Here is a 26759-nt window from a genome sequence, read left to right on the forward strand (position 1 = left end):
CATGCAATTCGACGGGTTCGATTGGGATGTCGGCAACTGGAACAAGTGCCAGAAACACGGGGCGTCCGTCGCCGAGATCGAGAGCCTCTTCGCCGGCCCTCTGCGGGTCGTACCCGATCCAGCGCATTCCGCGACGGAGCAGAGGCTCAGGGCAGTCGGCCGGTCTGCCTCGGGACGCTGGATCTTCGTCGCATTCACGTGGCGGCGGAACGGTGATCGTGCGCTGATCCGTCCGATCAGTGCGAGGCCCATGCGCGACAAAGAGGTTCGCTTCTATGAAGCCCTTCCCGACCCTCACCAGTGACGAGGACGCCGAAGACTTCGTCGTGGGCGTCGACCTGACGGAATACGATCCGTCGGAGATGGTCACGATCCGGTTCGAGCGGACCGGCGAGGCCGGTACCGTCGTCCTGCCCGACGCGCTCCTGGCCGCGTCGCGGGAGAAGGCCGCCCATCTGGGGATTCCGCTCGACGTGTTCGTGCGCTCGGCCATCGAGCGCGCACTGACGACCGATTGAACCCGGTCGCGGCATCGAGGCCCGCCGCTGGAGCCGACACAGGATCGGGTCGTGGCCTGCTGGGCGGTGGAAGGCTAGAAGGCCCGGGCGCGGCGACGCCGGACGCGCGCTCGAAACGGGGTTCCGCTTGGGAGCATCGCAGGACATCGCAGCCCCGCCCCCGCCGTCGCTGTCTGATCGGCGCCACGCCAGGAATTCCGACCGATGATCGCCCCGGCCTCCCTCCTCGCCGTCCCGGTCCTGCTCACCCTCGCGGCCGCGCCCTTCCCGGCCATCGACGTCCCGAAACTCTGCGCGGGCGAGCAGGTCGCCGTGGATGCCGACCGCGCCTCCGCGTCGTGCCGGCGGCAGGAGACGGAGGCGCGGGACAGGCTGCGCGCGCTCTGGGGCAGGCTTTCGGCCGCCGAGCGCTCCGTCTGCGTCGGCGACGCCGAGCTCGGGACGGCGCGGAGCTACGCCGACATCCTGGGCTGCATCGACACCAGCCGCGAGCTCGACCGCGAGAAGGCCCTCGAGGCCCCGAAGGCGCCGCGCTGACCGCGGCGCCTCATCGCGTCGGCTGTCAGAGCCGGCGGCCGCGCCCGAACAGCAGGTACAGCAGCACGAGGATGAGGATCAGCCCGACCACGCTGATGCCTCCGTAGGCGCTGCCGGCGTACATGCCGGAATTGTAGCCGTAGAAGCCGCCGCCGCCGAACAGCAGCAGGACGACGATGATGAGGACGATCAGGGGCATGAAACGCTCCGGGAACGCGGTTACGATCCTCCCACAAGCTGTGGCGTGACAATTCGTTCCGCCCCGCCGCGCGCCGAAGCGCGGCGCGAGGCTCCCGGTCTCCTGGCGCCCCGCCGTTCTCCGGTGCTAGGCTCGGCGCCCAAACCCGGCGTCCGCGGAAGCGCCGGCCCGCCGAACGCCAGCACCACACCCCAGCCCAGAGGCCGATGCTCACACAGCCGATCGTGCTGCCCGACGACGGGCGGCAATCCGAGACCGCGCGCGAGGTGGTGCGCGGCACGCGGCGCCTGCTGCGCGCGCGCAACATCGCCACCGTGACCGAGCTCGTGCTGGCCGACGGCCGGCGCCCCGACATCGTCGGCATGGGGCCGGACGGCAGCATCACCATCGTCGAGGTGAAGTCCTCGATCGCGGACTTCCGCGCCGACAAGAAGTGGCACCACTACCGCGCCTTCTGCGACCACCTGTATTTCGCGATCCCGGTCACGCTGCCCGTGGCCGTGATGCCGGACGAGACCGGGATCATCGTGGCGGACGGCTACGGCGCCGAGGTGGTGCGCGACGCCCTGCCGGCGAAGCTCGCCCCGGCCACGCGCCGCGCCATGATGATCCGCTTCGCCCAGGCCGCGGCGGACCGGCTCCACGCCCTGGCGGACGCCGGCCGGCCCTCCTGAGAGCCCGCCGCCGGGGCTGGAACCCCGGTATGGCGGCGGCGTTGCCATGGCGGCACGACACCAGGAGGCGACGCCATGACACAGGACGACAAGGAGCGGCGCCCCATCGACGTGGAGCCCTTCGAGCCGGGGAGCCCCGACCTCGAAGGCGGCGACACGTTGATGGACCCTGAGAGCATGTCGCTCGAAGACCTCGCCGTGGCCGAGGACGCCCGCCCCGACATCCTGGGCGAGACGGTCGACGGCCTCGACGAGATGGACGAGGAGGTCCGCCGCCAGGCCGAAGACCTCCCGTCCGGGACCCCAGGGAGAGGACTGTGATGGCTGACGACGACCACGAGCGCATCTCGGCGAAGGCCTACGAGATCTGGGAAAGCGAGGGACGGCCGCACGGCCGCGACCAGGCGCATTGGGACCAGGCCAAGGAGATCGTCGCGCTCCACGACAGCATGGGCGACACGCTCCTGCCGCGCAGCGCGGGTTCCTTCGAGCCCGAGGAGCAGACGCAGTCGACCGAGCCCTACGGCGACATGCCGGGCATCACCGACCAGGGGCGCGACGACCTCACCGACATCGACCGCGAGCCGGAGGTCACCAAGCCCTCGCACGCGACCTATTCGACCGGCGACACGGCCGGCCACGTCGCCCGCTCGAAGCGCGACGAGGACCCGGACATCGACGACGGCGAGGTCGTGACCCCGGCCCCGAAGGTCGCCGCCGTGACGCCGACGCCGTCGAACCCCACGCTGGGCGTGTCGGCGCCGCGCGAGGCCGTGAAGCAGGACCCCGATCTCAAGGCGCCGCAGGCCGTCACGCCGAAGACTGCGGAAGCCGCCCCGAAGCCCTCCGCGTCGGCGCCCGGCACGGGGATCGCCCCGGCTGGCAACGGCGCCGCGACGTCGGGCATCACGCCGACCCCGGCGGCCTCGCCCTCGGGCGCCAAGGCGCCGGCCGGCATGGCGGCCTCCTCCGGGCGCGCCCCGGCCGAAGCCCCGGCGGGCCTGCCGCCGATCGCGACCGGCGCCGGCCAGGCGCCCGCCGCGACCGACGACGCGCGGCTCGGCTCCGGCCTGCAGGCTTCGCCGGTCGGCAACAGCACCCAGGTCACCGGCAAGAGCCCGCCGAAGCCGGCCTCCGCGCCCGGCCCGGTCACCAGGGGCCGGTCGAGCGACCGACGCTGACGGGCGTCCGATCGAAGGGAAGGAAGGGTCGCTTCGGCGGCCCTTTTTCGTCGTCGGCCGCGTCAGCGCACCGCGAAGATCGCGTCGTGGATCGGGTGGCCGGGCGTCAGCGCGAGCTTGGCGGCCAGCACGAGGCTGATCGCGACGATGAGCGGCTTCACCAGCCGCGCGCCGTGCCGCATCGCCAGCCGCGCGCCGACCTGCGCGCCGGCGAACTGCGCGAGGCCCATGGCCAGGCCCAGCGCCCAGATCACGTGGCCGCCGAGCGCCAGGGTGGCGAGCCCGGCGAGGTTGCTGGCGAGGTTGCAGAGCTTGGTGTGCGCCGTGGCCCGCAGGACGCCGAACCCCAGCACCGCCACGAGCCCGGCCATGTAGAACGAGCCCGCGCCGGGGCCGAACACGCCGTCGTAGAAGCCGACGAGCGGCACGACCGTCGCGAGGAAGGCGGGGCGCGACAGCAGGTGGTGGCGCCCGGCGTCGCTGAAGCGGGGCGACAGCGCGAAATACAGCGCCACGCCGAGCAGCACGAAGGGCAGGGCCACCGACACGGCGCGCTGGGGCACGTGGTCGAGCGTCAGCGCGCCGACGACCGAGCCCGCCGCGGCGGCGAGCGCGAAGGGCCAGGAGCCGAGCGGCAGGTGGCCGGCGCGGGCGAAGGCCGAGGTGGCCGAGGCCGTGCCGAAGGAGCCCTGCAGCTTGTTGGTGGCCAGCACCGCGCGCGGGTCGAGGCCGGCGAAGATCAGGGCCGGCACGGTGAGCAGCCCGCCGCCGCCCGCGATCGCGTCCATGCAGCCCGCGACCAGGGCCACGGCGCAGAGGGCCGCGAAGGAGGTGGGATCGATCGGCATGGGTGGCGGGCCCCGGTGAGCACGGGACCGGACGGCACCACGCGACGTGCGGCGACGGGCCGCCCGCGATGACTAGCGCGCGGGCGGCGGCGGGCCAAGCTCTGCATGCAGTCCCATGGCGGGCCGCCCCGCCCGCCGATGTGGTAAGCCGGCCCGGACGCTTCCCGAGAGGACCCCCTTGCGACCCGACATCGCCGCCCGCCTCGACGCGCTGTTCCGCGACGCCGACGCCGACTGGCCCGTGATGGGCATCCTCAACGTGACGCCGGATTCCTTCTCGGACGGCGGCCGCCACGACGCGGCCCCCGTGGCCCGCGGCGAGGCGCTGGCGTCGGAGGGCGCCGCGGTGCTCGACATCGGCGGCGAGTCGACCCGGCCGGGCTTCACCCCCGTGCCGGCCGAGGAGGAGTGGCGCCGCATCGCCCCGGCGGTCGAGGCCCTGGCGGCGAGCCTGCCCGTGCCGGTCTCGGTCGACACCACCAAGGCCGCGGTGGCCCGCCGGGCGCTCGCGGCCGGCGCCGCCGTGGTCAACGACGTCTGGGGCTTTCTCGGCGACCCCGCCATGGCCGAGACGGTGGCGGAGGCGGGCGCCGGCGCCGTGCTGATGCACAACCGCGACGGCATCGACCCCGCCCTCGACATCGTGGGCGACATGCTCGGCTTCTTCGAGCGCGCGCTGCGCCATGCGGAAAGCGCCGGCGTCGCGCGCGCCCGCATCGCGCTCGACCCCGGCATCGGCTTCGGCAAGACGCAGGCGCAGCAGGTCGAGGCCATCCGGGGGGTGGGCCGGCTGCGCGCGGCCTTCGGCCTGCCGGTGCTGGTCGGGCTGTCGAAGAAGCGCTTCCTCGGCCATATCACCGGCGCGCCGGTCGAGCGGCGCGGCGTCGAGACGGTGGCGGCCAACCTCGCCGCGGCGGCGGCGGGCGCCTCGATCTTCCGCGTCCACGACGTCGCCGAGCACGTGGCGGCGCTGAAGGTGTTCCGCGCCGTGCACCGCGCGGGAGGGCCGGCGTGAGCGGCGTCGACGTCGCCTTCTCGCTGGGCTCCAACATGGGCGACAAGGCCGGCGCGATCCGCCGCGCCCTCGCGGTTCTGGAAGCGGCCGGCATCGCGCGGGAGCTTCGGTGCTCGCCGCTCTACACCACGCCGCCCTGGGGTCCGGTCGCGCAGGACAGCTTCGTCAATGCCTGCGCGGTCGGCACGACGGGCCTCGACGCCTTTGCGCTGCTGCGCCGGGTCAAGGCCGCCGAGGTGGCGCTCGGCCGCGTCGACGGCCTGCGATGGGGGCCGCGGGCGATCGACGTCGACATCCTGTACCGCGGCGAGGACGCGGTCGAGGCGCCGGAGCTGACGCTGCCGCACCGCCACATGCTGGAGCGGGGCTTCGTGCTGGTGCCGCTCGCGGACCTCGTGCCCGGCAAGGTGATCCGGGGCGTGACGGTCGCCGAGGCCGCCGCGCGGGTCGATCGCGCGGGGATCGAGCGCCTCTGAAGCGTGCCGCCTGGGGCGGGCGGCCTCACGCCGCGAGGTCGGCCACCACCATGTCGAGCACCGGGAAGCCCTCGCGCGTCACGCGCAGGCGGCCCGTCGAGGATCGCTCGACGAGCCCGTCGTCGATCAGGCTGTCGATGCGCGTCCGGTCGAGCGCGCGGCCCGACAGGGCCGCGAAGCGCGCCGGGTCGACGCCCTCGCCGAGGCGCAGGCCCATCAGCAGGAACTCGTCGCCCTGCTCCTCAGCCGACAGGCCCTCGTCCGACACGAGGCCGTGGCCCTCGCCCTCGACCACCGTCAGCCACATCTCGGGATGGCGTTCGGTGGAATGGGCGCGTCGGCCCGAGGCCGTGAGGATGCGGCCGTGGGCGCCGGGGCCGACGCCGGCATATTCGCCGTAGCGCCAGTAGACGAGGTTGTGGCGCGACTCGGCGCCGGGCCGGGCGTGGTTCGACACCTCGTAGGCCGGCAGGCCGCGCGCGGCCGTCAGCTCCTGCGTCACCTCCCACAGCGCGCGCGCCTGCTCGGGGTCCGGCACGGCGAGCTTGCCCGCCTTGTGGAGCCGCTCGAACATCGTGTCGGGCTCGATGGTGAGCTGGTAGAGCGACAGGTGCTCGGCCGCGCGGTCGATGGCGCCGTGGAGCTCGGCCTGCCACTGCGCCGGCGTCTGTCCGGGCCGGGCGTAGATGAGGTCGAAGGAGAAGCGCTCGAAATGCGTGGCCGCGATCTCCACCGCGGCCAGGGCCTCCTCGGCGGTGTGGAGGCGGCCGAGCGCCTTGAGGTCGGGGTCGTTCAGCGCCTGCACGCCGAGCGACACGCGGTTGACCCCCGCGGCGCGGTAGCCGCCGAACCGCGTCGCGTCGACGCTGGTGGGGTTGGCTTCGAGCGTCACCTCGGCGGCGGGGTCGACCGTCCAGTGGCCCCCGATGGCGTCCAGGATGGCGCCCACCGTGGCGGGCCTCATCAGCGAGGGCGTGCCGCCGCCGAAGAACACGGACCCCACGGTGCGGCCGGGCGTCAGCGCGGCGCGGTGCGCCAACTCCTGCCGGAAGGCCGCGAGGAAGCGCGCCTCGTCGACCGGCGCCTGGCGGACGTGGCTGTTGAAGTCGCAATAGGGGCACTTCGACAGGCAGAACGGCCAGTGCACGTAGAGGCCGAAGCCGGGATCGTCGGTACCGAGGGCGGTCATGGGACCCGTTATGGCACGGCGCGCGCCCGCGAACCACGCCCGACGACGCCGTCGGGTCAGCGCCGCGCCAGGGTCATGCCGCCCCGAACAGCCGCGCCGCGAGCTGCTGGAAGGCCCGCGCCCTGTGGGACAGCCCCTCGCCGCCGTCTGCCGGGATGCCGTGCTTCTCGTCGGACGACATCTCGCCGAAGGTGCGGTCGTGGCCGTCCGGCAGGAAGGCGGGGTCGTAGCCGAAGCCCTGCCGCCCGCGCGGCGGGTGGACCATGACGCCGTCCACCCGACCCTCGACAGCCTCGACCCGCCCGTCCGGCCACACCAGCGCCAGAGCGGCGATGAAATGCGCGCGGCGGGCGTCCGGCGCGGCGGCCCCGCGCTCCGCGAGCAGCGCCTCGATGCGCGCCATCGCGCCCGCGAAATCCTTGTCGGGCCCCGCCCAGCGCGCCGAATAGATGCCCGGCGCCCCGTCGAGCGCCGCGACGCAGAGGCCGGAATCGTCGGCCAGCGCCGGCAGGCCGGTGCCCCGCGCGGCCGCCTCGGCCTTGAGCCGGGCGTTGGCGGCGAAGCTGGTCCCGGTCTCCTCCGGCTCCGGCAGGCCGAGCTCGCCGGCCGACAGCACCGTGACGCCGTGCGGCCGCAGCAGCTCGCGGAATTCGGCCAGCTTGCCGGCGTTGTGGGTGGCGATCACGAGGCGGTCGAGGCTGGGATCGCGCATGGTCGGGGGCTCGGGGCAGGGAGGTGGTCGGGGGGAGCCCTACTGCGGCCGACGTGATCTGGCCAGCCGCGATGCTGCCCTCGGTGGGAGCGCGGGACCGGCCGGCATGACCTCGTCTCGCAGCGTCATGCGGCAATTTGACCGGGATTCATGATCGACGGCCTTGGAATTCTTGAGCTTTTTGACTTACGGTGGCGGCACCGGCTCGACAGTCCGTGCCGGGAGCGGCCGGGGACGATGACGAGAGACGAGGGCGCAGGCGGGACGGGGGACGACGCCGTGCAACCGGCGATCACCTTTCCGTCGGACCCGTCGCTCGATCGCATCGCGGCCCTGGCGGCCGATCTGTTCGGAACCTCCTCCGCCTGTCTGATCCTGCGCCGGAAGGACGTCGGCATCGTGGCGGCCAGCGCCGGCCTCGACGGCATGCCGAATCCCGTACCCTGGGCCTTCCCGGTGTCCGAAGCCGCGCCGCTCGCGATCGCCGACCTGTCGGCCGATACCAGGGGCGCCGCTGGGTCGCCCGTCACGGCGGCGCGACGCTTCTACGCCGGGGTGCCGCTCGCTGGGCCGGAGGGGGCGCCGCGCGGCACGCTCTGCGTCACGGGGGCCGAGGCGCGCGCCGTCCCGTCGCCCGCCGACATGGACCGGCTTCGGGCGCTGGCCGGCCTCGCCGGAGACCTGCTCGACGCGCGGGCGGCGCGCGAGCGCGCCGAGTCCACGGCGGTCGCCAAGGCGGGCCTGCTCGCCGACGTCAGCCACGAGATGCGCACGCCGCTGAACGCCATCGTCGGCTTCACCCAGCTCCTGGCGCGCGACGGCGCGCTGGAGGGCGACGCCCTGCGCGCCGTCGAGCGCATCGACCAGGCCGGCCGCGGCCTGCTCGCCATCGTCGGCGACGCGCTGGACCTGTCGCGCTTCGAGTCCGGCCTCGTTCGGCTCGACCCGCGCCCGTTCTCGCTGGCGCGGGTCGTCGAGGATGCCGCCGCGATGGTCCGGGCCGAGGCCGAGCGCAAGGGCCTCCGCCTCGTCCTGGACCTCCCGGAGCCGGGGCTCGGGCCGCTGCTCGGCGACCCCGATCGCCTGCGGCAGGTCGCCCTCAACCTGCTCGCCAACGCGGTCAAGTTCACCGCCAGCGGCACCGTGCGGGTGATCCTGTCGGCGGCCCCGGGGGCCGGCGGCGTGATCCCGCTGACGCTGTCGGTCGAGGACACCGGCGTCGGCATCGCCGCGCAGGGCCTGTCGCGCCTGTTCCGGCGCTTCGCGCAGGCCGACGGGGCGATCGCGCGGGAGTTCGGCGGCACGGGACTGGGCCTCGCCATCTCCAAGTCCCTCGTCGAGGCCATGGGCGGCAGCATCGAGGTCGAGTCGGCCCCCGGCGCCGGGGCGCGCTTCACCGTGCGGGTGGCTCTGCCCCGCGCCGCCGACCCGCGCCCGCTCCCGCCGCCGCGGGGGGAGCTCGCGGCGGGCCGAGGGGAACTCCGGGGACATGCCGTGCTGGTCGCGGACGACGCGGCGATGAACCAGAGGCTCGTCGTGCAGATGCTGGAGCCGCTCGGCGCCCGGGTGGACGTGGTGGCGGACGGCGCCGCCGCCGTGGACGCCGTGGCGCACCGCAGCTACGCGCTGGTGCTGATGGACATGGAGATGCCGGTTCTCGGCGGGCTCGACGCCACCCGCCGGATCCGGGCGTTGGACGGGGCGGCCGGAACCGTGCCCATCGTGGCGCTGACCGCCAACGCCTTTCCCGAGCAGCTCGACCTGTGCCACGAGGCCGGCATGGACGACCATCTCACCAAGCCCTTCGGCGCCGACGACCTCGCCGCCAAGGCCCTGCGCTGGGCCAGGCGCCACGCCCCCGTCGGCGGGGCGCCCTGAACCCTCCGGCGCGGAACCGCTCGCATCCGAGCGTCGGCGGTTCCGTCCCGTTCACCCTGAGTCGCGCCTCCGCTTGCCGCTGAGCCTCCGTGGCCGCTCTCATCGGGCGGTGTGGAGCCCCCTGCGATGAGCATGCTTTCAACCGTGGCGGTGGTCGGCGCCGGGCCCTACGGCCTGTCGGTCGCCGCCCATCTGGCCGAGGCCGGCGTCGAGGTGCGCGTCTTCGGCGACGCGATGCAGACTTGGCGGGAGGGCATGCCGCGGGGCATGTTCCTGAAGTCCGAGGGCTTCGCGTCGAGCCTGTCCGACCCCGGCCACACCTACACGCTGAAGCATTTCTGCGCCGAGCGCGGCATTCCCTATGCCGACGTCGGCTGGCCGGTGCCGGTCGAGGTCTTCGCGGCCTACGGCGACGCCTTCGCCCGGCGCTTCGTGCCGGGGCGGGACCGCCGGAGCGTCGCCCGCGTGGCGCGAGCGGGCGGCGGCTTCCGCGTCGAGCTCGCGGACGGCGACGCCGTGACGGTCGGCCGCGTGGTTCTGGCGACCGGCATCGGCGCCTTCGCGCGCGTGCCCGAGGAGCTGGAAGGGCTGCCCCGCTCCGTGCTCACCCATTCGAGCCACCACGCCGACTACGCGGCCTTCGCGGGCCAGGCCGTCGCGGTGATCGGGGCGGGGGCCTCGGCGCTCGACGCCGCGGCGGCCCTGCGCCGTGCCGGCGCCTCGGCCACCCTGGTCAGCCGGCGCGCGGAGGTGCGCTTCTACGAGGCCGGCAGGCCCCGTCGCGCGATCGACGCGGTGCTGTCGCCGCTGACGCCGCTCGGGCCGGGCTGGAAGAAGTGGCTGTGCTGCGAGGCGCCGCAGCTGTTCCACGCCCTGCCGGAGCGGCTGCGCCTCAACATCGTGCGACGATACCTCGGCCCCTCGCCGGCCCGCTTCGTGCGCGACACCATCGAGGGGCACGTGCCCTACTGGCTGAACAGCCGCGTGCTGGGCGGCGCCGTCGCGGCGGACGGGCGCGTCGCCCTGTCGGTCGACACGGACGGCGTCGGGCGCCGCACCCTCGCGGTCGACCACGTCGTCGCGGCGACGGGCTACAAGGTCGACGTGGCGCGGCTCGGCTTCCTCGACCCCGCCCTGGCCGCGGCGGTCCGCACGGTCGACCTGTCGCCTGCGCTGTCGCGCGACTTCGAGTCGAGCGTGCCGGGCCTGTATTTCGTCGGCACGCCCTCGGCCTACAGCTTCGGCCCGATGTTCCGCTTCGCCTGCGGGGCGGATTACGCGGCGAGGCGGCTGACCCGCCACGTCCTCGCGGGCGGGCGCTCCGCGGCCCGCGCTCCGGCCCGCACGGGTGCCCCCGCCCTCCGCGCCCGCCCGTCCGGCGGTTGAAGCCCGATCCGGGGTCCCCGACCATGAGCCACGGCCAGCCCCGCATCCTGTTCGTGTCGCTGTCGGACGACATCGGCTCGGAGCGGATCGTGTGCGAGATGGGGCGGCTCGGCGCCGCCTGCGCGGTGATGAGCCGCGCCGGCGCGGTGGCGGCCCTGTCGTCCCGCGTGTCGCGCCACCATCGGCTGCCCTCCCGCGGCGGGCTCTGGGGGGCGGCGCTCGGCGTCGGCCGCGGGCTCGCGGTCCTGACGCGGGAGTGGCGGCCCGACGCCTTGGTGCCGCTCGACGACATGGCGGCGGGCGCGCTGCGCGACCTCGCCACGGCGCCCCGCACCCCGTCCGACGTGCGGCGCCTGCTCCAAACGTCGCTCGGCGATCCCGGGCACTACCGGACCGCCTGCTCGCGGGCGCGGCTGATCGAAAGCGCGGCCGGGCTCGGCCTCCGCACGCCCGCCCAGCGGCCGGCGCGCGACGCCGCGGAGGCCGAAGCCGCCGCCGCGGCGCTCGGCTTCCCGCTGATGGTGAAGCGCGAGGGCACCTGCGGCGGCAGCGGGGTCGCGGTGGCGCGCGACCGCGCCGAGCTCGCCGCGGCGTTCCGCGCGGCCGACCGGAGGGCGCGGGCGAAGCGCATCCTGCGCCGGCTCGCCGGCTTCAGGCCGGACCGCGACGACCCGCCCATCACCCTGCAGGCCCACGTCGCCGGGGAACTGGCCGTGCACACCGTCGCCTGCGCGCGGGGCAGGGTGCTTGACGGCGTGGGCTTCGCCGCCGAACTCTGCCACCCGCCCGTCACCGGGTCGAGCACGCTCCTGCGGCCGCTCGCCCATCCCGAGATGGAGGCCGCGGCCGGCCGGCTCGTCGCCGCGCTGGGCCTGTCCGGCTTCGCGTCCTTCGACTTCATCGTGTCGGCGGATGGCGCCGCTCACCTCATCGAGATGAACGCCCGCCCGGTCGGCAGCGGCCATCTCGGCCGCCGCTTCGGGCACGACCTCTACGGCGCGTGGTTGGCGGGGCTGTCGGGCCGGCCGGCGCCCGCCGCGCCCGCCGCGCCCGCCGCCGCGCCGCCGCCGCGCGCGGTGGCGCTCTTCCCGAAGGAGGTCGCGCGCGATCCGGCCAGCCGCCACGCCGCGGCGTCCGACGTGCTGCACGACGTTCCCTGGGACGAGCCCGCGATCGTGGAAGCCTACCGGGCGCGCGTCCTGCTGCTGAAGCCGGACGCCGGCCCGCTCCTCGCCCGGCTCATCGGCCCGGCGCGGGAGCCGGGCGCCGCCCGCTCCCGCCCGGCTCTGTTTCCGGGCGAGGTCGCTTCCTCACCGAACCCGCCCGGATGGTGAGCGCGCCCTTCCGCGGAGCCGGGGCCGCGGGCCGCGTGGTGCCACCGTCGCGGCGGATCGGGTGGGGGTGAGCCGGCGCGGCGTCAGCCCCGGGACGCCGGCGCGTCCGCCGGGAGGCGGGACGACAGGGCGAGCATGAGCGGCACGACGGCGAGCGCCGTCGCGGCCGCCGCCGCGGCGGCCCAGGCCGGGCCGACCGCGTCGCCGAGCTGCCCGTAGAGCAGCGGCATCGCCAGCGCGCTCACCCCGAGCGTGAAGGTGTAGAACAGCGCGAAGGCGTGGTCGACGCGGCCGTCCGGTGCGAGGTCCGGCACCGTGCCGTAGAGGATTGACGAGGTGCCGTTCAGCACGAGGCCGAGCCCCGGCAGCAGCACGAGCACGGGCCCGAGCGGCAGCGCGATCGCGGCCAGGATCGCCGCGGCGGTCCCGACCTCCGTGAGCAGCACGGTGCGGGTGACGCCGAGACGCGTCCCGAGCTTCCCGCAGACGGCCTTGCCGAGCGCGCCGCCGACGCCGACCAGCGCGAAGGCGACGCCGACCGTGGCGAGTGCCGCGCCCTTCGCGCCGAGCAGGAACGGCAGGTAGAGCAGGAAGGCGGGGCGCGCCGTGGTGTCCAGCACGCCGATGGCGACGAGCAGCCCGAAGCCGGCCCGGCCCGGCTGTGCGGCGCGACCGACGCGGGCCGGCGGCGCCGCGCCGCCGGTCCTTCGCGGTCCTGCCGACGCGTCGCGCGGCAGCCACAGCCCCACGGCCAGAGCGGCCGCGGCGCCGAGGCCGGCCACGGCCCAGAGCGCTGCGTGCCAGTTCCAGGCCGTCAGCAGCAGGCCGACGAGGGGCGGCAGGGCGGCTTTCCCGAGGTCTCCGGTGAAGTTGTAGGTGCTGAGCGGGCCTCGCGCCGCGGCGCCGTAGGCGCGCGCGATCACGGTCGAGGCCAGGGGATGCTGGGTGCTGCTCCCGGCGCCAGCCAGCGCCAGCGCGACGCAGAGGCCGATGAGCCCGCCCGACAGGCCGGCGAGCGCGTAGCCGGCGGCGCTGAGCGCCGTGCCGAGCACCAGCACGGTCCGCGCCCCGAGCGCCCTGGCGAGCCGCGTCGAGGGCACCTGCAGCGCCGCCAGCGCGCCCGTGTAGAGCGTGCGCAGCAGGGCCAGGGACGCGTAGTCGAGCCCGAACTGGCCCTGCCAGACGGGCAGGAGCACGTAGATCAGGTCCGTGTAGCCGTCGTGGAGGGCGTGGTTGACGCCGACGGCCGCGAGCGTGCGGCGGCGGTCGCGGGCGGCGGGATCGTCGAGCGGGGAGGGCCGGGGGCGGGAGAGCGACATGCGGCGGCTCCTTTCCGGCCGACGCTGGACCGCGGAGCCGGGACGGACTAGCCCCTCATGGGTCACCCGACCCGTGCCCTTTCCTCACGCTTCCCATGCGCCGCCTGCCACCCCTGAACGCCCTGCGCGTGTTCGACGTCGCCGCCCGCTCCGACAGCTACGCGCGGGCGGCGAGCGAGCTCGGGCTGACCCACGGCGCGGTCAGCCGCCAGATCGCGGCGCTCGAGGCCTGGCTGGGCCAGCGCCTCTTCGTGCGCTCCGGGCGGCGCATGGTGCCGACGCCGCTCGCCCGTCTCTTCGCCGCCGAGGTGGGCCTGTCCTTCGATCGTATCGTCGCCGTGGCCGAGGCCTGCGGCCGACTGGAGGCCCGGCGGATCCTCCTCGTCAGCGCGCCGACCAGCTTCGCCATGCGCTGGCTCATCCCGCGCCTCGACCGGTTCCACCGCGACCATCCGCAGGTGGAGGTGGCGGTGACCACCGTGACGACCGTGCAGGACGACCTGCGCGGCGGCTTCGACGTCGCCATCCGCCGCGGCAGCCCGCGGCCGGAGGCGTGGCCGCACCACCGGGCGACGCCGGTCCTCGACGAGGCCGACACCGTGATCGTGAGCCCCGCGCTGTTCGCCCGGCGCCCGATCGCCGCGCCGGCCGACATCGAGGGCCACCTCCTGCTCGGCAGCGAGACGCGGCCGGGAGATTGGGCCGATTGGCTGGAGGAGGCCGGGCTCGCACACCTCGCCGGCGCGCGACGGCAGGTCTTCGACCACTTCTTCATCACCCGGCAGGCCGTCGACGACGGGCTCGGGATCGGCGTCGGCCCCCTGCCGATGCTGGACATCGACGTGGCGTCCGGGCGGCTCCTGACGCCGCTGTCCCACATCCGGGTCCGCCGCACCGGCTACGTCGCGCTGGAGCCGCTCGACGCCGGCGGGGCGTCCGTCACCTCCGGCTTCGTCGCCTGGCTCGCGGCGGAAGGGGCTCCAGCGGCGGCGCCGGCGCCGTCCTGAGGGCCGCCTCGGCCGCCGGCGCCCTCCCGCTGCCGCATTCCAGCCCCGCCCTCCGCGGGCGTTGAGCCCGCGCCGGTTCCGTCATATTTCCGCCGCACGACGATCCACGAGGTGACCCGCGATGATCCGACATGTGGTGCTGGTGCGGTTCCGGGAAGGCGTCGCGCCGGGCGAGATCGCGGCCATCTTCGCCGCCCTGGCGGACCTGCGCGGCCACCTGCCGGGCATGAGCGACATCCGCCACGGGGCCAACGTCAGCCCCGAGGGGCTGGCGCACGGGCACACCCACGCCTTCACGGTCGATTTCGACGACGCTGCGGCGCGCGACGCCTATCTGGCCCTGCCCGAGCACGAAGCCGCCGGCGCGCGCCTGGTCCGGGCCGCCGAAGGGGGCCTCGCCGGGCTGACCGTGCTGGATCTCGACCTGTCCTGACGATGCGCGCGGGGCTTGTGCATCCCCGCCCGACCTGAAACTCTCCGTCCGACGAAGGGGCGGAGCCGGAGCTCTCCCGCGTCCGGGAGGGTGACGGCGATGGCTGATGCCGCGATGGGGGATCGGCGGGCCGAGGCGGCCCCGACCACGGGGAGTACGGTCTGGGCCGTGCTGGCGACGTCCTTCGGCAACCTCATCGAATGGTACGACGTCTACGCCTACTCGGCCTTCGCGCTGTATTTCGCGGGCTCGTTCTTCCCCAAGAACGACGCCGCCGTGCAGCAGCTCCAGGCGGCGACGCTCTTCGCCATCGCGTTCCTGATGCGGCCCTTCGGCTCCATGATCTTCGGCTACCTGGCGGACCGCTACGGCCGCCGCTCGTCGCTCACCGTGTCCATCCTGGCCATGTGCTTCGGCTCGTTGCTGATCGCCGTGTCGCCGACCTACGATTCGATCGGCGTCTGGGCGGCCGTGATCCTGTCGCTCGCGCGCATCATCCAGGGCCTGAGCCAGGGCGGCGAATACGGCACCAGCGTCACGTACCTCAGCGAGATCTCGCCGCCGGACCGGCGCGGGTTCTATTCCGGCGTCTGGTACGTGACGCTGATCGGCGGCCAGCTCGCCGCCGTGCTGCTGCTCTTCGTGCTGCAGAAGCTGTTCCTGACGCCCGACCAGCTGAAGAGCTGGGGCTGGCGCATCCCCTTCGCGATCGGCGCGCTGGCCTCGCTCTACGGCTTCCGCATGCGGGCGCACCTGCCCGAATCGGAGAAGTTCGTCGCCGCGGCCCGCACCCGCCGGCCCTTCGGCGAACTGCTCAAGCAGAACTGGCGCAACATGCTGGTCGTGATCGGCATCACGGTGGGGGGCACCTCGGCCTTCTACACCTACACGACCTACATGCAGAAATACCTCAAGCTGTCGGTGGGCCTGTCGGACGACCAGACCACGGCGGTGACGCTGGCCTCGCTGGTCTTCGCCATCGCGCTCCAGCCCCTCTACGGCGCCCTGTCGGACCGCATCGGCCGCAAGCCGCTGCTCGTGGCCTTCGGCGTGGTGGGGACGCTCGGCACCGTGCCGCTGCTCACCGCCATCAAGCAGACCCACAGCCCGCTCGTGGCGCTCGGCCTGATCTGCGCCGCCTGGGCCATCGTGTCGGGCTACACCTCGATCACCGCCATCGTGAAGGCGGAGCTGTTCCCCACCGCCATCCGGGCGCTCGGCGTCGGCCTGCCCTACGCCCTCACGGCGGCGGTCTTCGGCGGCTCCACGGACGCGGTGGCGCTGGCCTTCAAGGACCGCGGCTTCGAGGACGGCTTCTTCTGGTACGCCAGCGCGCTGATCCTGGTGTCGCTGATCGTCTACCTGTGGCTGCCCGACACGCGGAACGGCTCGGCTCTCGACCGCGCCGCCTGAACCCTGCGCGCGCGGAACAGGGCCTGTGCTTCCCGGTTGATCCGGCGGTGCGGCCCCGCGCGGCCGCCGGAGCACGGGAGCCTGCGATGGGGATCTTCACGAAGGACATCCACACGATGGACGACCTCTTCGTCCACCAGCTCAAGGACGTCTATTACGCCGAGCACCGCATCGCCAAGGCGCTGCCGAAGATGATCGCCAAGGCCACGAGCCCGGCGCTGCGGCAGGCCTTCGAGGCCCACCTGGCCGAGACCGAGACGCAGATCGGGCGCCTCGACGAGGCCTTCGGCAAGCTCGGCATCAAGGCGGAGTCGGTCACCTGCCAGGCGATCGACGGCATCATCAAGGAGGCCGAGGAGGTCGCGGGCGAGGTCGACGACAAGGCGGTGCTGGACGCCGGCCTGCTCGCCGCCGCACAGGCCGTCGAGCATTACGAGATCGCCCGCTACGGCACGCTGGTGGCCTGGGCCAAGCGCCTCGGCAAGCACGACGTGCTGCCGCTGTTCGAGAAGAGCCTCGCCGAGGAGAAGGCGACCGACGCCAAGCTCAGCGACATCGCGGGCGGCGAGGTCAACAGGAAGGCGGCCTGAGCAGGCCCCTCGGGGCTCGAAAAGCCGCGCCCGCGCCGGCACATTCCGGCCCCAATCGCGTTGACGGGGCGGCGGCATCCCGTCGCCCGTTCGGCCCGCCCGGTCGATCACACCCCGCCCGGAGATCTCGGCCGTGACCCTGCTGATCCTGATCCTGATCGTGATCCTGCTGTTCGGCGGCGGCGGCTTCTACGGATACCGCGGCGGCTACTACGGCGGCGGCGGCATCGGCATCGTCGGCCTGATCGGCATCCTCATCATCCTGTATCTCCTGTTCGGCGGCGGCTTCCGCTGATCCCGGACCGGCGCGAAAGCGTCGCGCCGGCGGTTCCACCGCGGCGGCGCAGCGTGTAAGGCTCGGGGCCACAGGCCCGCGCGGGCGCCCCCGGGCTGAGCGCGGGCGCCTCCAGCGAGCCGGAACCCACCATGTCTCCCCTGCGCGTCGGCATCGCCGGCCTCGGCACCGTCGGCGGTGCCGTCCTCCGTCGCCTGACCGACGGCGCCTCCGCCATGGCGAGCCGCACGGGGCGGCCGGTCGCCGTGGTCGGGGTGTCGGCGCGGGACCGCGCCAAGGCGGCGCCCCTGCTCGGCACCGCCGAATGGTTCGACGATCCCGTCGCGCTCGCCCGCGCCCCCGGCATCGACGTCTTCGTGGAGCTCATCGGCGGACACGAGGGCGTGGCCCGCGAGGCCGTCGAGGCCGCCATCGCGTCCGGCAAGTCGGTCGTCACCGCCAACAAGGCGCTGCTCGCCCACCACGGCATGGCGCTCGCCGCCGCCGCCGAGGCGCGCGGCGTGTCGCTGAGCTTCGAGGCCGCGGTCGCGGGCGGCATCCCGGCCATCAAGGTGCTGCGCGAGGCGCTCAGCGGCAACGCGGTGGACCGCGTCTACGGCATCCTCAACGGCACCTGCAACTACATCCTCACCCGCATGGAGGCCGAAGGCATCGGCTTCGAGGCCTGCCTCGCGGAAGCGCAGCGGCTCGGCTACGCCGAGGCCGACCCGACCTTCGACATCGACGGCCACGACACGGCCCACAAGCTCGCCATCCTGGCGAGCCTCGCCTTCGGCACCGCCGTGGACCTCGACGCGATCCACGTCGAGGGCATCCGCTCCATCACCTCGGACGACCTGAAGGCCGCCGACGACCTCGGCTACCGCGTGAAGCTCCTGGGCGTCGCCCAGCGCACCGACCACGGCATCGAGACGCGCGTGCACCCCACCATGGTGGCCAAGGGCACGGCGCTGGCCGAGGTCAAGGGCGTCACCAACGCGGTCGCGGTCAACGCCGACGCGGTGGCGGAGCTGACCCTGGTGGGGCCGGGCGCGGGCGGCGACGCCACCGCCTCGGCCGTGCTGGGCGACATCGCCGACCTCGCGCGCGGCAGCCGCGTGCTGCCCTTCGGCCGGCCGGCCGAGTCGCTGGAGCGCGCGCCCCGCGCGCCGATGCAGCGCCACGAGGGCGGCTACTACGTGCGGCTGGCGGTGCTGGACCGGCCGGGCTCCATCGCCGCCATCGCGACCCGCATGGCCGCGGCCGAGATCTCCTTCGAGAGCATCATGCAGCGCCAGCCCGCGGCCTCGCTCCGCGCGGCGGCGACCGGCCACGTCCCCGTGGTGCTGATCACCCACGCCACCTCCGAGACCACCATCCGCGAGGCCCTGGACGCCGTCGAGGCGGGAGGAACCATCGCGGGAAAACCGCAGTTGATCCGCATAGAGCGCGGTTGAAGCAGGTGCGGACTGCCCGGACCGCGCGCGGCCGAGAATCGCTTTGACGCAGCCGATTTCCCCGATGGACGACATGGACGAGCGCTGCCTGACGCTCGACCTCGTCCGCGTGACGGAGCGGGCCGCCGTCGCGGCGGCGCGCTGGCGGGGCCGCGGCGACGAGCGCGCCGCCGACCAGGCCGCCGTCGACGCCATGCGCCGCGAGCTGAACCGCCTGCCCTTCGACGGAACCGTGGTGATCGGCGAGGGCGAGCGCGACGAGGCGCCCATGCTCTACATCGGCGAGCGGGTCGGCAAGGGCGTCGGCCCGAAGTTCGACCTCGCCGTGGCGCCGCTCGAAGGCACCACGCTCTGCGCCAAGGACCTGCCGGGCGCCATCACGGTGATCGCCATGGCGCGCTCCGGCGCGCTGCTCAACGCGCCCGACGTCTACATGGAGAAGATCGCGGTCGGCCCCGGCTACCCGGCCGGCGTCGTCGACCTCGACCGCTCGCCCGAGGACAACGTGCGGGCCCTCGCCGAGGCGAAGGGCGTCGCGCCCTCGCGCATCACGGTCGCGGTGCTGGACCGCCCCCGCCACGCGGGGCTCATCGCCTCCTGCCGCCGCGTCGGCGCCTCGCTGCGCCTCCTGTCGGACGGCGACATCGCCGGCGTGATCTTCACGGCCCGGCCCAGGGAGACCGACGTGGACCTCTACCTCGGCTCGGGCGGCGCGCCCGAGGGCGTGATCGCGGCGGGCGTGCTGCGCTGCGTCGGCGGGCAGATGCAGGGGCGGCTGGTGCTCGACAGCGCCGAGAAGCGCGAGCGCGCCGCCGCCATGGGCATCCGCGATCCCCACAAGACCTACACGATGGACGAGATGGCGTCGGGCGACGTCATCGTGGCCGCCACTGGCGTCACGGACGGCACCCTGGCGCACGGCGTCCGCTTCGCCGGCGGCCGCGTCGAGACCGAGGCCGTGCTGTACCGTTCCTCCAGCGGCACGGTGCGCCGCATCCGCGCCGAGCACCGCGACGCCGGCAAGTTCAGGCTCGATTGACCGCATGGGGCTGATGGCGTGGATCGCCCAATGGGGGCAGGGGATCGCGGATTTCGTCCGCGACCATGAGGTCTACGCGGCGCCGGTGTGCTTCGCGCTGGCCTTCGGCGAGTCGCTCGCCTTCGTGTCCTTCCTGCTGCCCGCCACGCTGGTGCTGGTCGCGGTCGGCACCCTGGTGGGGCAGGCCGGCCTCGCTTTCATGCCGGTCTTCGCCGCCGCGGCGGTCGGGGCCGCGCTCGGCGACTGGCTGTCGTTCTGGCTCGGCCGCCGCTTCGAGGACCGCGTCGCCGGCCTGTGGCCGCTGTCCCGCCACCCCGAGATGCTGGTGCGCGCGCGGAGCTACGTCGACCGCTGGGGCGCGGCGGGCGTGTTCCTCGGCCGCTTCCTCGGCCCGCTGCGCGCCACCGTGCCGCTGATCGCCGGCCTCGCCGCCATGCCGGCTCTGCCGTTCCAGGCGGCCAACTGGTCGTCGGCGCTGCTGTGGTCCTTCCTCGTGCTGGCGCCCGGCGCCTTCGGGGTCGACGCCGTGCGGGACTGGTTCGCTTGAGGCTTCGGCGCCTCGCCGCGGCGCTGCTCGCGGCGGCACTCGGCGGCTGCGACCTCGAACCCGGCCGCGTCGACGACATCGTCCACGCCGACGGCGTCGAGCCGCGGCGCGTCGAGACCGCGGCCGGCCCCGTGGTGGGCGCCGCGGCGGCGGGCGGGCAGGCCTTCCTCGGCATCCCCTACGCGGCGCCGCCGGTCGGGCCGCTGCGCTGGCGCGCCCCGCAGCCGCCGGCGCCCTGGACCGAGCCGCGGGACGCGACGCGCCTCGGCCCTTCCTGCCTGCAGAACCTCGCCCTGTCGGCGCAGCTCGGCGGGGCGGGCGGCGGCCCGACGCTCGGGCAGGAGGACTGCCTCACCCTCAACGTCTACGCGCCGCCGGGCGCCGCGCCGGACGCCCGCAAGCCCGTGATGGTGTGGATCCACGGCGGCGCGCTCGTGCTCGGCACCTCCGGCCAGTACGACCCGAGCGCGCTGGCGCGCCGCGAGGGCGTGGTCGTCGTCACGGTCAACTATCGGCTCGGCGCGCTCGGCTTCTTCGCCCATCCCTCGCTCCGCGGCGAGCCGGGCGAGGGCGCCTTCGCGCTGCTCGACCAGCGCGCGGCCTTGGCCTGGGTGAAGCGCGACATCGCCGGCTTCGGCGGCGACCCGCGCAGCGTGACGGTCTTCGGACAGTCGGCCGGCGCCTGGAGCGCCTGCTACCAGATGGCCTCTCCGGGCTCGGCCGGGCTGTTCCAGCGCGCCATCCTGCAGAGCGGCGCCTGCGTGACCCCGGAAACCAGCGTGGCGCCCGAGGTCGCGGAAGCGGGCGGCTTCCGCATGGCCGGCGAGCTCGGCTGCGCGGGCCCCGACGCCCTCGCCTGCCTGCGCGCCCTGCCGGCCGCGGACGTGGTCGAGGCCGCGCCCGAGCGCCCCGGCGTCACGGGGCCGAACTCCTGGGCGCCCGTCGCGGGGCTCGACGTGCTGCCGCTCGCGCCCCGCGCCGCCTTCGCGTCGGGCCGGTTCGCCCCCGTGCCGGTGATCGACGGCACCAACCGCGACGAGGGCCGCCTCTTCTCCTACCTGCGCGGGCTGCGGGCCGACCTCCTGACGGAGGCGAGCTACGGGGCCGAGATCCGCCGCCTCTTCGGCGCGCGGGCGCCGGCCATCCTCGCCGCCTATCCGGCGTCGCGCTTCGACTCGCCGCGCGCCGCCTATGCGGCCGTGCTGACCGACGGCTTCTTCGCCTGCCCGGCCCTCGACCTCGACCGCCTCGTCGGCGCCCGCGCGCCGGTCTACGCCTACGAGTTCGACGACCCCGACCCGCCCTTCGCGTTGCCGCGCCTGCCCTTCTCGGGCGGTGCGGGCAGCTATCACACGGCCGAGATCGCCTACGTGTTCGACCGGCCCTGGGCTCTGGCGGACCCGGCGCGGTTCGACGACGCGCAGGCGCGGCTGTCGGCTGAGATCCAGGACCGCTGGGGGGCCTTCGCGCGGGGGGAGGCGCCGTGGCATCCGGCGGCATCGGATGCGGCGGGTGCCGTCGTCGCGCTGTCGCCGGGCGTGCCAGGCACGGACGCTTTCGCGCCGAATTTCGCCGCGCGGCATCGCTGCGGCGTCTGGAGCAGCCTGCGATCTGTCGATCCACGCTGAATCAAGGCCGATCGGTCGATGGCATGATGCGGTGCGCCGGCTTCGCGCGGCAAATGTTGAGAGACTCACTAACAGTGGCATCGGCGGCCTTCGTATTGACCGCCCGCTGACCCGAGCACTATCAAGAGATGCAATCAAAGATCGATTAGGTCGAAGATTGCACTTTTTGCGGGTGCTTCTTCGCGTGTGGGCGTTGAGCATCCCATGAGCGAGGGGAGCGGACGACATGACGCAAGACATGGGCGGCGGCGCAGGGGCACAGGGCGGTGGACAGGGCTTCCCGTTCACGATGCCTCCGTTCTGCCCACAGGCGGCTGGTGGTGCACAGCCGATGGCGCAGGGCGGCGCCGGGACGCCCATCCCGACCCTGAACTGCACGGGGCTGCCATGCATCATCACCCAGATCGTCGGCTGCAATAATGCGGCGCCCATGGCTCAGGGCGGAACGCCCATCACCTTCACGTTCCCTCCGCTCTGCGGGCCCCATCAGGGCGGTGGCGCACAGCCGATGGCCCAGGGGGGCGGTATGGGCACGCCCATCCCGACCCTGAACTGCACGGGGCTGCCGTGCGTCATCACTCTGATTGCCGGCTGCAACAACGCGCCGGCCCCGATGGTACAGGGCGGCGCCCAGGGCGGGACGCCCATCACCTTCACGTTCCCCCCGCTTTGCGCGTCCCATCAGGGCGGTGGCGCACAGCCGATGGCCCAGGGGGGCGGTATGGGCACACCCATCCCGACCCTGAACTGCACGGGGCTGCCGTGCATCATCACCCTCGTCGCCGGCTGCGGCAGCGGTGCGCCGATGGCGCAAGGTGGACAGGGCGGGGCGGGGACGATCTTCCCGACTCTGCCGCCGATGTGCAACCTGCCGCATACGCTCCTGCCGCCGCTCTGCCCGCCCAACCAGGGCGGTGCGGCGCCGATGGCGCAGGGTGGACAGGGCGGTGCGGGCACCGTGTTCCCGACGATGCCGATCCTGTGTCAGATCACCCAATTCCCGATCTGTCCGCCCCATCAGGGCGGTGGAGCGGCACCGATGGCGCAGGGAAGCGGCGGCCTGGGGACGATCCTGCATACGCTCGTCTGTCCGACCGGCCTGCCGTGCATCGTCACCCAGATCGCCGGCTGCGGCGGCGCGGGTCCGGTCGCTCAGGGGGGGCAGGGCGGCGCGGCGCAGACGCCGATCCCGTCGCTGATGAATTGCCCGCCGACGCTGATGCTGTGCTCGGTCTTCGGCTGCGGCAACCAGGCCGGCGGTCAGCCGGCGATGGCGGGCGGTGGCACCGCGCCCCAGGCCACCCTCGGCCCGTTCGAGTGCAACATCACGATCTTCTCCATCTGCACGCCCGTCTGCGGTCGCTGACCGCGGACTGACGGGTCCGCATCCGCCTAGCCGTCGATCCGGCCGGGCGGGTGAGGCCCGCTCCGATGACGGGGACGGCCGCAGTCCGCGACCGTTCCCCCGGCCCAGGGCCGGAGATCGAGACCCGCACGATGCGGCTCCGCGGCGCCCGGCATCGGTCGCGCGAGAGACCGCGGCTCGAGATTGGTGACAGATGTTTCTGACTGCATCGAACCTGTTCTTCTACCTCCGAGACGCCGGGCTGTGCTCAGCAGCGGACGTCGTCGGCGAGGACTTCGCCGTGTCGGAGACCGGACGCCGCAACCGCAACTTCGTCGTCAGGCGCGCCGGCCCGCACTCCCTGTTCGTCAAGCAGATCCCGATGATGCACCCAGAGGTCGTCGGATCGCTGCGGCGCGAGGCGGCCTGCGCGCAGCTCGCGCAGGAGGCTGGCGAGGGCTTGCGCCTGCGCTCCAGCATGCCCGTCCTGCTGCGCTACGACCCTGTCGCCCACATTCTGGTCTACAGATTCGTCGAGGGCGCCGAGAACCTGAACCAGCGCGTGGTGCGCGACGGACCGCTGACGATCGGACAGGCGGAGCGGATCGGGACGGCGCTCGCGGCCTGCCATTCGGAGACGGCGCGGCCCGGCGCGCTGCTCGGTCTGGCGCCGCTCCTCAAGGCGGAGCCGCCCTGGCTCTTCAACGTCGTCCAGCAGCCGCATGCGGTGATGCCGGGCATGAACGAGCCCCGTCGGCGCGTGATCGGCGCCCTGCAGCAGTGCCCCGAGGTGCTGAACGGGATGGAGCGCCTTCGCGCCGGCTGGCGTCGTCTCTGTCTCATGCACGGCGACGTCAAGTTCGACAACATCCTCGTCGGCGGTGCGGGCGACGATGCGATGCTCCTCATCGACTGGGAGCTGGCCGAGCTCGGTGATCCGCTTTGGGATGTCGCGAGCGCCCTGGCCGCGATCGTCCAACCCTGGCTCATCGGCGCCGTCGTGGCGGGCAAATCCGCGGCGCCGCAGGCCGCGGGCAGCGCGGTGGTCGACGCCGCCCGCGGGCTCTGGTCCGCCTATCTGAGCGCCGTCGACCCGTCCGCGGGACCGCCCGACCCCGACCTCCTCGCGCGCCTCGTCGGCGCGCGCCTCGTTCTGCTGGCGTTCGAGCTGCTGCCCGACGCCGTCGCGACATCGCCGCAGGTCGACCCGGTCCTGGCCCTGGCGAGATACTTCCTCGCGGCTCCCGCCGCGGCCCTCCTGTCCGTGTTCGGGATCGGAGGGGTCGCCGCCTCGGGTCGGCCGACGATGCGAGCCATCCCATGAACGATCGCGACGACGCCGCGCCCTGGGCCAGGGGGGAGCGCATCGCGCGACTCCTCGCCGACGTGCAGATCACATCGCCGATGGCGTTCAGGTTCGGGAGCGGGCCGCAGATCTCCGCCGGAGACGTCGTTCCGACCGCTCCTGGAGCAGGACTGACGCCTGGTGTGGCCGCCCTGCGCGACGCGCTCGGCACAGCGCTCTACGCAGCCGCCTATATGCGTGACTACCGCGGGCCGGGTTACGACCCGGCCTCAATGCGGCGCAAGGTGGTGGCCGACCCGGCCTTCCTCAAGCGGCTCGACGCGCGCAATCCGAGCCGTGCCGCTTGGGAGCCCGGCTGGCGCGTCTTCTCGCGCGACCTCGACGGGTCCGTCCACGCGTCGAAGGGCGACCGGGCCATGAGGCTCCCGCCGGGCCGCTACGCCGCGGTCGGCACGCCGCGCTCCCCCGCGGTGGGAGACAGCGTCGAGCGCTGGCGTGACCGGAGCTCCCTCACCCATCAAGCAGGCTACTACTATGCATTCGGTGAAGCGCCGCCGAGCGATTACGATCTGGCACGTATCGGGCGCCTCTACTTCGACGGCGATGCTGAATCGGCCGCGTGGCTGCTCGGCGAGCTCGCCCCGCTTCTGAACCGCTTCGGCATCCCGTTCTGGTTCAAGTGCCCCGTGGACCCGGCAGCATTCGATCGCCTGGACGCTTCAGTGCTCTACGTCGCGCGCCGCCACGTGCCCAGTCTGATCGGCCTCCTCGTCCCGCTCGCAAGCGATTTCTCACGGAGGTTGAGGGGGGGCGTCCCGCTCTGGACCGTGCCGCTCGTCGCGGGAGTCGGTGGCGCGGACGACCCCGGCACCGGTGAAAGCTTCGGCCAGTCGCGCTGCGCGCTCTTCGCGGCCGGCCTCGTCGATGCCTGGGCGAGGGGCCACCAGGACCCCGCGTCCCGCGCAGGGGCCGTCGCCGCGCGCTTCCGGGCGGCGGGCCTCGCTGCGGCACAGCCCCACCTCGCCCTGGGCCTCGTGGATGTCTACCCCGCCCTCACCAGCTCTGCCGTCAGGGAGACCGCCGCATGAGCGTCGCCAGCTTCGAGAGTACGAGGTTCGCCGGTGGCCAGCGCTACCTCGACGTCGCCGACGGCATAGGATGTGCCCTGGTCCGGGAAGCCATATGGCAGGGCGATCGCTGCAATTGGCTGTGCTGGAACCTCGAGCCGGGCGCCGGCGGCGCTTTCGTGCCGGTGCTGAAGCCGGCGACGCCCGAGCTCTACAGCGGCGTGTCCGGCATCGCCCTGTTCCTGGCGCGCCTCCAGGCGGCGACAGGTGACCCCCACCAGAGGCGGGCCGCGCGGGGCGCCTTGCGACAGGCGTTGGCCGCGACCGCGGAATGGTGGCCGACCGGCTCCGGATTCTACGCTGGCCCCGTCGGGGTCGGCTGGAGCCTCATTCACATCGGCCGATCGCTGGACGATGAGGTCGCCATCGGTCGCGGGTTGGCGCTGCTCGAACGCGCGGCACGCGAGCCCGTCGCGCCGGGATTCTTCGACCTGCTGAACGGCCGCGCCGGCGCGGCCCTGGGCCTCGTCGCCGCGGCGCGGGCCTTCGGTCGCGGCGACCTCCTCGCGGGCGCGGTCAGGCTCGCCGAGGAGCTGGTCGCGGCGGCGCGGATCGCGGACGGCGCGATGTCGTGGCCCTCCGGCCTGGAAGGGCGCGACCTCCTCGGGCTGTCGCACGGCACGGCGGGAGCGGCGCTGGCATTGCACGAGGTCGCCGCAGCGGCGGGGCGCTCGGATTTTCGAGACGCCGCGCGCGCCTGCCTCCGTTACGAACGGGTCCACTTCGACCGATGGAAAGGCGGCTGGCCCGATTTCCGCATCCTTGCCGGGCAATCGGCCGGCGAGCCGACCTATCCCTTCGTCTGGTGCCATGGCGGGGTGGGCATCGGGCTGTCCCGCCTGCGCATCCGCGAGCTCGACCCCGGCGACGCCGAGACCGCCGCGGAGATCGATGCCGTGACGGCGGCCGTCACGGCGCGGCTCGCGCGAGGCGTGTCGGCGGAGGAGGACTTCTCCCTCTGCCATGGAGTCGCGGGGATCGGCGAGTTCCTCGTCGAACTGGCGGTCCGCGTCGGGCGGCCGGAGGCGCTGGAAGCCGCGCGCCGCATCGGCGACGTCGGGGCCGCCGGTTGCCACGACACCGGCAGCCCGTGGCGGTGCGGCGTGCCACAGGCTGGCGAGACACCGTCCACCATGACGGGCACGACCAGCATCGGCCTCCACTATCTGCGGCTGTTCGACCCCGCCTGCGCGCCCAGCCTCGCCCTGCCGACCGGCGACTCGCTGGATGTGGCGCAGCCACACCGCGTGGCGGCCTGACAGCGGCCGATCCGTCGACACCAGATAGGAGCCCCATCATGCCCGATGACGACCCGCGGCCTCGCTCC

At 74.0% G+C, this 26759-nt stretch carries 29 protein-coding genes; 24 read left to right on the forward strand and 5 right to left on the reverse strand.

Annotation, left to right across the window (positions count from 1 at the left end):
- Position 1 precedes the first annotated feature (1 nt).
- The 3 genes from L7N97_RS18770 to L7N97_RS18780 all read left to right on the forward strand — a co-directional run bounded on the left by L7N97_RS18770 (position 2) and on the right by L7N97_RS18780 (position 1055).
- Positions 2 to 304 carry a BrnT family toxin gene (locus L7N97_RS18770; protein WP_237479813.1) on the forward strand — a complete coding sequence of 101 codons (303 nt, stop codon included), beginning with the start codon at positions 2 to 4 and terminating at the stop codon, positions 302 to 304.
- Entirely contained in the window at positions 276 to 518 is a 243-nt protein-coding gene (locus tag L7N97_RS18775; protein WP_237479814.1) for a CopG family antitoxin, read from the forward strand. Before L7N97_RS18770 ends, L7N97_RS18775 begins: the two co-directional genes overlap by 29 nt.
- A 204-nt stretch (positions 519 to 722) precedes the next feature.
- Positions 723 to 1055 carry a hypothetical protein gene (locus L7N97_RS18780; protein WP_237479815.1) on the forward strand — a complete coding sequence of 111 codons (333 nt, stop codon included), beginning with the start codon at positions 723 to 725 and terminating at the stop codon, positions 1053 to 1055.
- A gap of 25 nt (positions 1056 to 1080) precedes the next feature.
- On the opposite strand, the gene L7N97_RS18785 is transcribed toward L7N97_RS18780, so the two are convergent.
- Positions 1081 to 1254, reverse strand: coding sequence for a DUF3309 family protein (locus L7N97_RS18785; RefSeq protein ID WP_237479816.1), 174 nt, complete (start codon positions 1252 to 1254; stop codon positions 1081 to 1083).
- Positions 1255 to 1460: 206 nt separating this feature from the next.
- Here L7N97_RS18785 and L7N97_RS18790 point away from each other — a divergent pair, with 206 nt between their 5' ends.
- From L7N97_RS18790 to L7N97_RS18800, 3 genes are all read left to right on the forward strand, one after another.
- Entirely contained in the window at positions 1461 to 1928 is a 468-nt protein-coding gene (locus L7N97_RS18790) for an MmcB family DNA repair protein (RefSeq protein WP_237479817.1), read from the forward strand.
- A 75-nt stretch (positions 1929 to 2003) separates the two neighbouring features.
- Positions 2004 to 2249, forward strand: a complete 246-nt coding sequence (locus tag L7N97_RS18795) for a hypothetical protein (RefSeq protein WP_237479818.1) — start codon at positions 2004 to 2006, stop codon at positions 2247 to 2249.
- Positions 2249 to 3109, forward strand: coding sequence for a DUF2934 domain-containing protein (locus L7N97_RS18800; protein ID WP_237479819.1), 861 nt, complete (start codon positions 2249 to 2251; stop codon positions 3107 to 3109). The genes L7N97_RS18795 and L7N97_RS18800 overlap by 1 nt, the downstream gene beginning before the upstream one ends.
- A gap of 62 nt (positions 3110 to 3171) precedes the next feature.
- On the opposite strand, the gene L7N97_RS18805 is transcribed toward L7N97_RS18800, so the two are convergent.
- The gene (locus L7N97_RS18805) at positions 3172 to 3957 is read right to left on the reverse strand and encodes a TSUP family transporter (protein WP_237479820.1); all 786 of its coding nucleotides are present in this window, start codon (positions 3955 to 3957) and stop codon (positions 3172 to 3174) included.
- A 178-nt stretch (positions 3958 to 4135) separates the two neighbouring features.
- Here L7N97_RS18805 and folP point away from each other — a divergent pair, with 178 nt between their 5' ends.
- A complete protein-coding gene (gene folP / locus L7N97_RS18810; RefSeq protein WP_237479821.1) occupies positions 4136 to 4972 on the forward strand; it encodes a dihydropteroate synthase in 837 nt (278 codons plus the stop codon).
- Positions 4969 to 5448 (forward strand): 2-amino-4-hydroxy-6-hydroxymethyldihydropteridine diphosphokinase, encoded by a 480-nt coding sequence (gene folK, locus L7N97_RS18815; RefSeq protein WP_237479822.1) that lies wholly within the window; start codon positions 4969 to 4971, stop codon positions 5446 to 5448. Before folP ends, folK begins: the two co-directional genes overlap by 4 nt.
- Positions 5449 to 5473: 25 nt before the next feature.
- Here folK and hemW read toward each other — a convergent pair whose 3' ends face one another.
- Positions 5474 to 6637 (reverse strand): radical SAM family heme chaperone HemW, encoded by a 1164-nt coding sequence (gene hemW, locus L7N97_RS18820; protein WP_237479823.1) that lies wholly within the window; start codon positions 6635 to 6637, stop codon positions 5474 to 5476.
- A 73-nt stretch (positions 6638 to 6710) separates the two neighbouring features.
- Positions 6711 to 7349: an RdgB/HAM1 family non-canonical purine NTP pyrophosphatase gene (rdgB, locus tag L7N97_RS18825; protein ID WP_237479824.1), complete on the reverse strand. Its 639-nt coding sequence runs from the start codon at positions 7347 to 7349 to the stop codon at positions 6711 to 6713.
- Between the two features lie 237 nt (positions 7350 to 7586).
- On the opposite strand from rdgB, the gene L7N97_RS18830 reads away from it, so the two are divergent.
- The 3 genes from L7N97_RS18830 (at position 7587) to L7N97_RS18840 (ending at position 11947) form a co-directional block, all read left to right on the forward strand.
- Positions 7587 to 9227, forward strand: coding sequence for a hybrid sensor histidine kinase/response regulator (locus L7N97_RS18830; protein ID WP_237479825.1), 1641 nt, complete (start codon positions 7587 to 7589; stop codon positions 9225 to 9227).
- A 126-nt stretch (positions 9228 to 9353) separates the two neighbouring features.
- On the forward strand, positions 9354 to 10613 hold the full coding sequence (locus L7N97_RS18835) for an NAD(P)-binding domain-containing protein (protein WP_237479826.1): 1260 nt from the start codon (positions 9354 to 9356) through the stop codon (positions 10611 to 10613).
- Positions 10614 to 10636: 23 nt separating this feature from the next.
- Complete coding sequence (locus L7N97_RS18840; RefSeq protein WP_237479827.1) at positions 10637 to 11947, forward strand: ATP-binding protein; 1311 nt, start codon at positions 10637 to 10639, stop codon at positions 11945 to 11947.
- Between the two features lie 83 nt (positions 11948 to 12030).
- Here the strand turns inward: L7N97_RS18840 and L7N97_RS18845 are convergent, their stop codons facing one another.
- Positions 12031 to 13266, reverse strand: a complete 1236-nt coding sequence (locus L7N97_RS18845) for an MFS transporter (protein WP_237479828.1) — start codon at positions 13264 to 13266, stop codon at positions 12031 to 12033.
- Between the two features lie 95 nt (positions 13267 to 13361).
- On the opposite strand from L7N97_RS18845, the gene L7N97_RS18850 reads away from it, so the two are divergent.
- The 13 genes from L7N97_RS18850 to L7N97_RS18910 all read left to right on the forward strand — a co-directional run bounded on the left by L7N97_RS18850 (position 13362) and on the right by L7N97_RS18910 (position 26691).
- Complete coding sequence (locus L7N97_RS18850; RefSeq protein ID WP_237479829.1) at positions 13362 to 14273, forward strand: LysR substrate-binding domain-containing protein; 912 nt, start codon at positions 13362 to 13364, stop codon at positions 14271 to 14273.
- A gap of 121 nt (positions 14274 to 14394) precedes the next feature.
- Positions 14395 to 14706: a Dabb family protein gene (locus tag L7N97_RS18855; RefSeq protein WP_237479830.1), complete on the forward strand. Its 312-nt coding sequence runs from the start codon at positions 14395 to 14397 to the stop codon at positions 14704 to 14706.
- A 114-nt stretch (positions 14707 to 14820) separates the two neighbouring features.
- Complete coding sequence (locus L7N97_RS18860) at positions 14821 to 16119, forward strand: MFS transporter (RefSeq protein WP_428981062.1); 1299 nt, start codon at positions 14821 to 14823, stop codon at positions 16117 to 16119.
- 86 nt (positions 16120 to 16205) lie between these two features.
- Positions 16206 to 16709, forward strand: coding sequence for a YciE/YciF ferroxidase family protein (locus L7N97_RS18865; RefSeq protein WP_237479832.1), 504 nt, complete (start codon positions 16206 to 16208; stop codon positions 16707 to 16709).
- 133 nt (positions 16710 to 16842) lie between these two features.
- Positions 16843 to 17004 carry a hypothetical protein gene (locus L7N97_RS18870; RefSeq protein WP_237479833.1) on the forward strand — a complete coding sequence of 54 codons (162 nt, stop codon included), beginning with the start codon at positions 16843 to 16845 and terminating at the stop codon, positions 17002 to 17004.
- A 131-nt stretch (positions 17005 to 17135) separates the two neighbouring features.
- Complete coding sequence (locus L7N97_RS18875) at positions 17136 to 18440, forward strand: homoserine dehydrogenase (protein ID WP_237479834.1); 1305 nt, start codon at positions 17136 to 17138, stop codon at positions 18438 to 18440.
- Between the two features lie 64 nt (positions 18441 to 18504).
- Positions 18505 to 19479: a class II fructose-bisphosphatase gene (gene glpX, locus L7N97_RS18880; RefSeq protein ID WP_237479835.1), complete on the forward strand. Its 975-nt coding sequence runs from the start codon at positions 18505 to 18507 to the stop codon at positions 19477 to 19479.
- 4 nt (positions 19480 to 19483) lie between these two features.
- Positions 19484 to 20026, forward strand: a complete 543-nt coding sequence (locus L7N97_RS18885; protein WP_428981007.1) for a DedA family protein — start codon at positions 19484 to 19486, stop codon at positions 20024 to 20026.
- Positions 20023 to 21654 (forward strand): carboxylesterase/lipase family protein, encoded by a 1632-nt coding sequence (locus L7N97_RS18890; protein WP_237479836.1) that lies wholly within the window; start codon positions 20023 to 20025, stop codon positions 21652 to 21654. The genes L7N97_RS18885 and L7N97_RS18890 overlap by 4 nt, the downstream gene beginning before the upstream one ends.
- A gap of 226 nt (positions 21655 to 21880) precedes the next feature.
- Complete coding sequence (locus L7N97_RS18895) at positions 21881 to 23020, forward strand: hypothetical protein (RefSeq protein ID WP_237479837.1); 1140 nt, start codon at positions 21881 to 21883, stop codon at positions 23018 to 23020.
- A gap of 193 nt (positions 23021 to 23213) precedes the next feature.
- A complete protein-coding gene (locus L7N97_RS18900) occupies positions 23214 to 24323 on the forward strand; it encodes a phosphotransferase family protein (RefSeq protein WP_237479838.1) in 1110 nt (369 codons plus the stop codon).
- Positions 24320 to 25393 carry a T3SS effector HopA1 family protein gene (locus L7N97_RS18905; protein ID WP_237479839.1) on the forward strand — a complete coding sequence of 358 codons (1074 nt, stop codon included), beginning with the start codon at positions 24320 to 24322 and terminating at the stop codon, positions 25391 to 25393. The genes L7N97_RS18900 and L7N97_RS18905 overlap by 4 nt, the downstream gene beginning before the upstream one ends.
- Entirely contained in the window at positions 25390 to 26691 is a 1302-nt protein-coding gene (locus tag L7N97_RS18910; protein WP_237479840.1) for a lanthionine synthetase LanC family protein, read from the forward strand. Before L7N97_RS18905 ends, L7N97_RS18910 begins: the two co-directional genes overlap by 4 nt.
- The last annotated feature ends 68 nt before the right edge of the window (positions 26692 to 26759 follow it).

The organism is Lichenibacterium dinghuense (genome assembly GCF_021730615.1).
GTDB lineage: Bacteria > Pseudomonadota > Alphaproteobacteria > Rhizobiales > Beijerinckiaceae > Lichenihabitans > Lichenihabitans dinghuensis.

Excerpts from the sequence above, each read along its gene's own strand:
- L7N97_RS18770 (WP_237479813.1), top strand. The coding sequence starts at position 2 with ATGCAATTCGACGGGTTCGATTGGGATGTCGGCAACTGGAACAAGTGC.
- L7N97_RS18775 (WP_237479814.1), top strand. The coding sequence starts at position 276 with ATGAAGCCCTTCCCGACCCTCACCAGTGACGAGGACGCCGAAGACTTC.
- L7N97_RS18780 (WP_237479815.1), top strand. The coding sequence starts at position 723 with ATGATCGCCCCGGCCTCCCTCCTCGCCGTCCCGGTCCTGCTCACCCTC.
- L7N97_RS18785 (WP_237479816.1), bottom strand. The coding sequence starts at position 1,254 with ATGCCCCTGATCGTCCTCATCATCGTCGTCCTGCTGCTGTTCGGCGGC.
- L7N97_RS18790 (WP_237479817.1), top strand. The coding sequence starts at position 1,461 with ATGCTCACACAGCCGATCGTGCTGCCCGACGACGGGCGGCAATCCGAG.
- L7N97_RS18795 (WP_237479818.1), top strand. The coding sequence starts at position 2,004 with ATGACACAGGACGACAAGGAGCGGCGCCCCATCGACGTGGAGCCCTTC.
- L7N97_RS18800 (WP_237479819.1), top strand. The coding sequence starts at position 2,249 with ATGGCTGACGACGACCACGAGCGCATCTCGGCGAAGGCCTACGAGATC.
- L7N97_RS18805 (WP_237479820.1), bottom strand. The coding sequence starts at position 3,957 with ATGCCGATCGATCCCACCTCCTTCGCGGCCCTCTGCGCCGTGGCCCTG.
- hemW (WP_237479823.1), bottom strand. The coding sequence starts at position 6,637 with ATGACCGCCCTCGGTACCGACGATCCCGGCTTCGGCCTCTACGTGCAC.
- rdgB (WP_237479824.1), bottom strand. The coding sequence starts at position 7,349 with ATGCGCGATCCCAGCCTCGACCGCCTCGTGATCGCCACCCACAACGCC.
- L7N97_RS18830 (WP_237479825.1), top strand. The coding sequence starts at position 7,587 with ATGACGAGAGACGAGGGCGCAGGCGGGACGGGGGACGACGCCGTGCAA.
- L7N97_RS18835 (WP_237479826.1), top strand. The coding sequence starts at position 9,354 with ATGAGCATGCTTTCAACCGTGGCGGTGGTCGGCGCCGGGCCCTACGGC.
- L7N97_RS18840 (WP_237479827.1), top strand. The coding sequence starts at position 10,637 with ATGAGCCACGGCCAGCCCCGCATCCTGTTCGTGTCGCTGTCGGACGAC.
- L7N97_RS18845 (WP_237479828.1), bottom strand. The coding sequence starts at position 13,266 with ATGTCGCTCTCCCGCCCCCGGCCCTCCCCGCTCGACGATCCCGCCGCC.
- L7N97_RS18850 (WP_237479829.1), top strand. The coding sequence starts at position 13,362 with ATGCGCCGCCTGCCACCCCTGAACGCCCTGCGCGTGTTCGACGTCGCC.
- L7N97_RS18855 (WP_237479830.1), top strand. The coding sequence starts at position 14,395 with ATGATCCGACATGTGGTGCTGGTGCGGTTCCGGGAAGGCGTCGCGCCG.
- L7N97_RS18860 (WP_428981062.1), top strand. The coding sequence starts at position 14,821 with ATGGGGGATCGGCGGGCCGAGGCGGCCCCGACCACGGGGAGTACGGTC.
- L7N97_RS18865 (WP_237479832.1), top strand. The coding sequence starts at position 16,206 with ATGGGGATCTTCACGAAGGACATCCACACGATGGACGACCTCTTCGTC.
- L7N97_RS18875 (WP_237479834.1), top strand. The coding sequence starts at position 17,136 with ATGTCTCCCCTGCGCGTCGGCATCGCCGGCCTCGGCACCGTCGGCGGT.
- glpX (WP_237479835.1), top strand. The coding sequence starts at position 18,505 with ATGGACGACATGGACGAGCGCTGCCTGACGCTCGACCTCGTCCGCGTG.
- L7N97_RS18885 (WP_428981007.1), top strand. The coding sequence starts at position 19,484 with ATGGGGCTGATGGCGTGGATCGCCCAATGGGGGCAGGGGATCGCGGAT.
- L7N97_RS18895 (WP_237479837.1), top strand. The coding sequence starts at position 21,881 with ATGACGCAAGACATGGGCGGCGGCGCAGGGGCACAGGGCGGTGGACAG.
- L7N97_RS18900 (WP_237479838.1), top strand. The coding sequence starts at position 23,214 with ATGTTTCTGACTGCATCGAACCTGTTCTTCTACCTCCGAGACGCCGGG.
- L7N97_RS18905 (WP_237479839.1), top strand. The coding sequence starts at position 24,320 with ATGAACGATCGCGACGACGCCGCGCCCTGGGCCAGGGGGGAGCGCATC.
- L7N97_RS18910 (WP_237479840.1), top strand. The coding sequence starts at position 25,390 with ATGAGCGTCGCCAGCTTCGAGAGTACGAGGTTCGCCGGTGGCCAGCGC.